This window comes from Microbacterium sp. NPDC058389 (assembly GCF_042722305.1).
In the GTDB taxonomy this organism is placed as follows: domain Bacteria; phylum Actinomycetota; class Actinomycetes; order Actinomycetales; family Microbacteriaceae; genus Microbacterium.
This window is the reverse complement of the sequence record NZ_JBHXJQ010000029.1, coordinates 1-6,436: the sequence shown is the minus strand read 5'-3', so window position 1 is coordinate 6,436 and position 6,436 is coordinate 1. Positions and strand designations below refer to the sequence as shown.

8 protein-coding genes are annotated in these 6,436 nt (G+C 71.8%); 6 read left to right on the top strand and 2 right to left on the bottom strand.

What is annotated here, in order from left to right:
* Positions 1 to 138 precede the first annotated feature (138 nt).
* Genes ACFWJ8_RS20860 through panB form a run of 3 tightly spaced genes read left to right on the top strand, consistent with a single transcriptional unit; the run spans position 139 to position 2,602 of the window.
* Positions 139 to 903, top strand: a complete 765-nt coding sequence (locus ACFWJ8_RS20860; protein ID WP_378815171.1) for a DUF2520 domain-containing protein — start codon at positions 139 to 141, stop codon at positions 901 to 903.
* Positions 900 to 1,745: a pantoate--beta-alanine ligase gene (gene panC, locus ACFWJ8_RS20855; protein WP_378815169.1), complete on the top strand. Its 846-nt coding sequence runs from the start codon at positions 900 to 902 to the stop codon at positions 1,743 to 1,745. The genes ACFWJ8_RS20860 and panC overlap by 4 nt, the downstream gene beginning before the upstream one ends.
* On the top strand, positions 1,745 to 2,602 hold the full coding sequence (gene panB / locus ACFWJ8_RS20850; RefSeq protein ID WP_378815167.1) for a 3-methyl-2-oxobutanoate hydroxymethyltransferase: 858 nt from the start codon (positions 1,745 to 1,747) through the stop codon (positions 2,600 to 2,602). The genes panC and panB overlap by 1 nt, the downstream gene beginning before the upstream one ends.
* 58 nt (positions 2,603 to 2,660) lie before the next feature.
* Here the strand turns inward: panB and sigJ are convergent, their stop codons facing one another.
* On the bottom strand, positions 2,661 to 3,560 hold the full coding sequence (sigJ, locus tag ACFWJ8_RS20845; RefSeq protein WP_378815165.1) for an RNA polymerase sigma factor SigJ: 900 nt from the start codon (positions 3,558 to 3,560) through the stop codon (positions 2,661 to 2,663).
* Positions 3,561 to 3,641: 81 nt separating this feature from the next.
* Between sigJ and ACFWJ8_RS20840 the strand changes: the two genes are divergently transcribed.
* Positions 3,642 to 4,043, top strand: a complete 402-nt coding sequence (locus tag ACFWJ8_RS20840) for a hypothetical protein (protein WP_378815163.1) — start codon at positions 3,642 to 3,644, stop codon at positions 4,041 to 4,043.
* Positions 4,044 to 4,052: 9 nt separating this feature from the next.
* Here ACFWJ8_RS20840 and ACFWJ8_RS20835 read toward each other — a convergent pair whose 3' ends face one another.
* Positions 4,053 to 4,253, bottom strand: a complete 201-nt coding sequence (locus ACFWJ8_RS20835; RefSeq protein ID WP_378815161.1) for a hypothetical protein — start codon at positions 4,251 to 4,253, stop codon at positions 4,053 to 4,055.
* A gap of 194 nt (positions 4,254 to 4,447) precedes the next feature.
* On the opposite strand from ACFWJ8_RS20835, the gene ACFWJ8_RS20830 reads away from it, so the two are divergent.
* Positions 4,448 to 5,275: a sugar phosphate isomerase/epimerase family protein gene (locus ACFWJ8_RS20830; protein WP_378815159.1), complete on the top strand. Its 828-nt coding sequence runs from the start codon at positions 4,448 to 4,450 to the stop codon at positions 5,273 to 5,275.
* Positions 5,272 to 6,396: a Gfo/Idh/MocA family protein gene (locus ACFWJ8_RS20825; protein ID WP_378815157.1), complete on the top strand. Its 1,125-nt coding sequence runs from the start codon at positions 5,272 to 5,274 to the stop codon at positions 6,394 to 6,396. Before ACFWJ8_RS20830 ends, ACFWJ8_RS20825 begins: the two co-directional genes overlap by 4 nt.
* Positions 6,397 to 6,436 lie beyond the last annotated feature (40 nt).

Genomic DNA, 6,436 nt, shown 5'->3' with positions numbered 1-6,436 from the left:
GGGGACCCTGTGGGAGAGTAGGACACCGCCGGACACCCATTCACGGAATGGCCACCCACACCCTGGGTGGCCATTCCGCGTTAACAACCCACCTCCACAAGGTATTTTGAACCTGGTGCAACGACGGGAGGGGCGATGATGCCGGACCTCGACTCCGACGCTGCACGCGCCCGTGACGTCCACCGTGTGGGCATCGTCGCGATCGTCGGCGACGGCCGGATCGGCCGTGCACTCGCTGCCTCGCTCCGCGCCGCGGGCGTCGAGGTGCAGGGGCCGCTCGGCCGTGGGGCGACCGCAGAGGGCGCCGACGTCGTGCTGCTGACGGTGCCCGACGCCGAGATCGGCACGGCTGCGGCATCCGTCGTCCGTGGTCCCGTCGTGGGGCACGTGTCGGGCGCGACGACGCTCGCGCCCCTCGCACCGCACGAGGCCTTCGGCCTGCACCCGCTCTTGACGGTGACCGGACCCGGCGCGGAGTTCGTCGGCGTCCCGGCGGCGATAGCCGGCAGCACCGACCGCGCGCGGGCGAGCGCCCATGCGCTGGCGGGGGCGCTCGGACTGCGCGCGTTCGAGCTCGACGACGACGACCGTGCCGCGTACCACGCGGCCGCATCCATCGCCTCGAACTTCCTCGTGACGCTGGAGGCCTTCGCAGCAGATCTCGCGGCGACGGCCGGCATCCCGCGCGACGCCCTCGTCCCACTCGTCCGCGCGACGGTCTCGAACTGGGAGACCGCCGGCAGTGCGGCGCTGACGGGCCCGATCGCCCGCGGCGACGACGAGACCGTCGCTCGTCAGCGGGCGGCGGTGGCAGCGCGGATGCCGCGCCGCGCGCCCCTCTTCGACGCGCTGACCGAAGCGACCCGCGACCTCGTCCGCTCGACTCCGGGGACCCCCGCATGATCGTCGTCCGCACCGTCGCCGAGCTGCGCGCGGCTCTGTCGCCGCGCCGCGACGGCACCATCGGTCTCGTCCCCACGATGGGAGCGCTCCACGAGGGCCATGCGACGCTGCTGCGCGCCGCCCGCGCGGCGGACGACACCGTCGTGATGTCGATCTTCGTCAACCCGACGCAGTTCAACGAGCAGGCCGACCTCGCCGCGTATCCGCGCACCGAGGCCGCCGACCTGGACCTCGCCGAGGCGGAGGGCGTCGACGTGGTGTTCGCGCCCGACGCGGCCGAGGTGTACCCGCGCGCGTTCGCGACCACCGTGACCGTGTCCGGTCCGATCGCCGAGACCCTCGAGGGTGCGGAACGCGGGCGCGGCCACTTCGACGGCGTCGCGACCGTGGTCACCAAGCTGCTGCTCGCGTCGCTGCCCGACCACGCCTATTTCGGGGCGAAGGACGCGCAGCAGGTCGCCGTGATCCGCCGGTTCGTCGCAGACCTCGGCATCCCCGTCAAGGTCGTCGTGTGCCCCACCTCGCGCGACGCCGACGGGCTTGCACGGTCGAGCCGCAACACGCGTCTGAGTCCTCACGAGCGGTCCCAGGCACTCGCGATCCCGCGCGCGCTGGATGCGGTGAGGGATGCCGCCGCCGGGGGCCTGTCCGGCACCGGCGCGCTGCAGGCCCGAGCCGTCGCGGAGCTCGAGGCGGCCGGCATCCATCCCGAATACGTGGCGTTCGTCGATCCTGAGACGTTCGCCCCCGTCGCCGCTGTCGAGGGACCGGTGCTCGTCGCGATCGCGGCGCGAGTCGGCACCACGCGGCTCATCGACAACACCGTCATAGGAGGTGCGTGATGCCTGCGAAGGTCACGCTGCAGCGGCTCGCCGAGATGAAGGCACGGCGCGAGCCGATCGTCATGGTGACCGCGTACGACTATCCCACCGGACGCACCGCCGAGCAGGCCGAGGTCGACATGGTGCTCGTCGGGGATTCCGGCGCGCAGGTCGTGCTCGGCCACGACTCGACCGTCGCGGTGACCGTCGACGAGATGCTGGTGCTCGCGGGCGCCGTGCGCCGGGGAGTGTGGACCGCGTTCGTGGTCGCGGACCTGCCGTTCGGCTCCACCGAGGTGTCGGACGAGCAGGCGGTCGCCACCGCCGTGCGCTTCGTGAAGGAGGCCGGCGCGGACGCCGTCAAGCTCGAAGGCGGGGGTGAGGCGCGCCTGTCGCGCATCCGCGCGATCGCCGAGGCCGGCATCCCGGTCGTCGCCCACGTCGGGCTCACGCCCCAGACCGCGGTCGCGCTCGGCGGGCTGCGTGCCCAGGGGCGCACGGCGGAGTCCGCCGCACGCATCGTGCGGGAGGCGCTGGCCGTCCAGGACGCCGGTGCGAGCGTCCTCGTGATCGAGGCGGTGCCCGCGGATGTGGCCGCCGTCGTGCTGCCGCACCTGCAGATCCCGGTGATCGGCATCGGCGCCGGTCCCGCGGACGGCCAGGTGCTCGTCGTCCACGATCTGCTGGGCATCACCGAGGGCAAGACCGCCGCGTTCGTGAAGCGGTACGGCGCGATCGGCCCCGACATGGTCGCGGGTGTCGCGGCGTACGCGCGCGAGGTGCGCGGCGGTGTGTTCCCCGGCCCCGAGCACGGCTACTCCGCGACCGAAGCCGCCGTCGATGCCGCTCGTGCGGCGCTGGACGAGCGCGAGGGCTGAGCTCGGTCCGACACGCATCGGAGCCTGGTGGATGCCGGGATCCCGGCATCCCGGATCCCTACGCCCCGCCCCACAGCCCCAGCTTGTCGGGGTTGCGCACCGCCCAGATCCGCACGATGCGGCCGCCGGCGAACTCGAACGCCGCGACGGTGGCGGGCGAGCCGGCGTGTTCGGCCACGAGTCCAGGGCGCCCGTTGACGGTCTGCTCGACGATCGTAAGACCGGCTGTCCGCGCCGGGACCGTCGCGAAGTATCGGGCGACGGCGTCGACGCCCTGGATCGGACGGAGGGCCGCGGTCACGACGCCGCCGCCATCGGCGACGAGGATCACGCCCGGGTCGAGGAGCTCGACCAGGGCACCGATGTCGGCGGCCTCCCAGGCCAGCCGTAGACGGTGGATCGTTGCCGAGTGCTCGGTCGTGTGCGCGACGGCCGGGAGCGCAGACGTCACCCGCCGGCGCGCGGACGACGCGAGCTGCCGGGCGGCGACAGGGCTCCGATCGAGCGTGACCGCGATCTCGGCGAACGAGTACGCGAAGACGTCGTGAAGCACGAACGCGACGCGCTCGGCCGGCGTCATCGACTCGAGCATCACGAGGAACGCGGTCGACAGCGATTCGTCCCGCACCGCCTGGTCGGCGGGGTCGCCGGAGGGATCGAGGGCGAGCGTCGCGGCGACGTCGTGGGGCAGAGGCTCGGGCAGCCACTCGCCGACATAGCGCTCGCGGCGCACACGCGCCGACCGCAGCAGGTCGAGGCAGAGCCGCCCCGTGACGGTCGTGAGCCAGGCCTCCGGAGACCGGATCGCCGAGCGATCGTCCGGCGCGAGGGCGTACCAGCGCGAGAAGGCGTCCTGCACGGCGTCCTCGGCATCCGCCCACGAACCGGTGAGGCGATACGCGAGGCCGGTGAGGCGGCGCTGCTCGTCGACATAGAGGTCTGTCTCGCTGAGGGGCACCCGTCCATTCTGCGAGCGAACCTCACATCTTGAGGCGCCGTCTCGTCACCTCTGTGTCGACACCCACCGAGGAGGACACCGATGCCCGCACCCCGCACTCTCACCACCGCTTCCGTGACCGCGCTGCGCAGCGTGATCACGGCACAGACCGCAGTGACCTTCGCCGCCGCCGTCGCGGCGGGCCTGCTGCTGTCGATCCCGGGAGGAAAGGCCCTGCACAGCGCGACCTCGTACACCCTGTTCGTGGTGGCCGTGGTCCACCTCGTCATCGCGGTCCTGGCGTGGCGCCCGGCCGGCGGCCCAGGAGGTCCTGCGGTCTCGGCCCTGCTGTTCCTGCTGGGCGTTTCGGGGCAGGTCGCCCTCGGGCTCGCGCACCAGAAGGCGTTCCATGTGCCGCTCGGCGTGCTGCTGTTCGGCTTCACCCTGCTGCAGTGCGCTTGGGTCTGGACGTACCGTCCGGCGGCGGCGGTGCGGATCGCCTGAGGGCGGGGATCAGGCCGAGAAGGCGAGCCAGATCCACACCGTCAGGGCGGCGAGGACGAGCAGCGAGACACCGACGAGAACGCGGACCGCCACGTCGGGCCATCGAAGCCGCACGTCGACGTCGGCGACGCGGGGTCGGGTCGCGGCGAACACCGCGATGGCCAGGATCGCGAACGTGATCGCGAACGCGAGGATCAGCATTCCTTGCACGGCACCTCCATTGGCCCGTTTTCGTAGACCTTATCCGCTGAGCGCCCTGCGGGTGAGGATTCCTTTCGCGACGGCATCCCCTCTCCCGATCCCACGCTGCGTCGAAGCGCATAACTTCCGGGTGGAGGTTTCTGCTACTCTGACTGCGGGCACCATCGGATGCCCTGCGATTCGCGCACGAAAGGAAGGTCGACGTGGCCCTGCCAGAAGCCTCGGTTCAGCTCTACACACTCGCTGCGGAGTTCACCGCAGACATGAAGGGATCGCTCGACAAGCTCGCCGCGATCGGACTGCGCAACGTCGAGGCGTTCGACTTCGTGCGTCGCCCCGACGAGATCCGTGCCGCGCTCGACGCCTCGGGCCTCGCCTCGCCCACCGGTCACGCGCCGCTGCTGTCGGACGAGCTCTGGACTCCCGACGGTTCGATCCCCACGCCTGCCCCCGAGGTCGTCTTCGAGGCCGCCGCCAAGGTCGGCATGAAGACCGTCATCGACCCGTTCGTCGCGACCGAGCGCTGGCTCACGCTCGAGGGTGTTACCGACATCGCCGACCGGCTCAACAAGCTCGCCGACACCGCGGCGACCTTCGGCCTCGAGGTCGGATACCACAACCACGCGCAGGAGTTCATCGCGGACTTCGACGGCAAGACGGCGTACGAGCACTTCGTCTCGATCACCGACGAGCGCGTCGTCCTCGAGCTCGACCTGTACTGGGCGCTCGTCGGCCGCCAGGACGTCGTCGGCCTCGTCTCGCGGCTGGGCGACCGCCTCGTCGCGGCCCACGTGAAGGACGGCATCGCCCCCGCCCACAACCCGTTCGCACCGGGTGCGGAGGAGTTCGGCTCGGCCGCCCTCGACCAGCGTCGTGCCGGTGAGGGCGATGTGCCCCTCGCGGACGCGCTGCGTGCGGCATCCGCCCTGAAGTACGCCGTCGTCGAGTACGACAACAACCCCGGTGACGACGTCTTCGCCGACATCGCGGCCAGCTACGCGTTCCTCATCGAAGGCGGGTTCGCCCGATGAGCGCGGTCGGCGTCGGCATCATCGGGGTGGGCGTCATCAGCGACACCTACCTCGCCAACCTGTCGTCCTTCCCGGACGTCGAGGTGCTCATCGTCGGCGACCTGCTGCTCGACCGCGCGCAGGCGCAGGCCGAGAAGTACGGCGTCCCCTCGTCCGGCTCCGCCGAGGATGTCCTCGCCCACCCGGGCGTCGACCTCGTCGTGAACCTGACGATCCCGGCCGTGCACGTCGAGGTGTCGCGCGCGGCCATCGCCGCGGGCAAGCACGTGTGGACCGAGAAGCCGCTGGGCCTGGACCGCGAGGGCGCCGCCGAGCTGCTGCGCGAGGCGGAGGAAGCGGGCCTGCGGGTCGGCTCCGCGCCCGACACGCTGCTCGGCCCGGGCTTCCAGGCGGCGCGGCGGGCGATCGAGGACGGCCTCATCGGCCGTCCGCTGTTCGCGCTGACCACGTTCCAGACCCAGGGTCCGGACCTGTGGCACCCGAGCCCGGCGTTCCTGTTCGCCCAGGGTGCGGGACCGCTCCTCGACATGGGGCCGTACTACTTCTCGGCACTCGTGAGCCTGCTCGGGCCGGTGGACCGCGTCGCGGCCGTCGGCACGAAGGCGCGCGAGGAGCGCCAGATCCACACCGGCCCGAACGCGGGGACCACGTTCCCCGTCGAGGTGCCCTCGACGATCCAGATCGTCACGGCGTTCGAGAGCGGTCAGCAGGCCCAGAGCCTGCTGAGCTTCGACTCCGCGCTCGAGCGTCACGGCATCGTGGAGATCCACGGCACCGAGGGCACGATCGTGATCCCCGACCCGAACCAGTTCGCGGGTCGCATCGCGTACGTCAAGCCGCTGGGCGTCATCCGCGACGGCATGTCGTTCGAGCAGGAGTGGGTCGAGATCGAGCACGCCGACGTCGAGGTGGGCCGTGGTCTCGGCGCGCTCGACATGGTGCGCGCGATCGCCGAGGGCCGCCCCCACGTGGCGTCGGGCGAGCTCGGCTTCCACGTGCTCGACATCCTGCTGTCGGCGCAGGAGGCCGCCGCGACGGGCACGACCGTCGTCGTCGAGAGCACCGTCGCGCCCGTGCCGCTGCTGCCCGAGGGCTTCGACCCCTTCGTCGCGACGCTCTGAGCATCGCTTCACGCTGACCGCGGGTCCGCCGGCCGAGTGC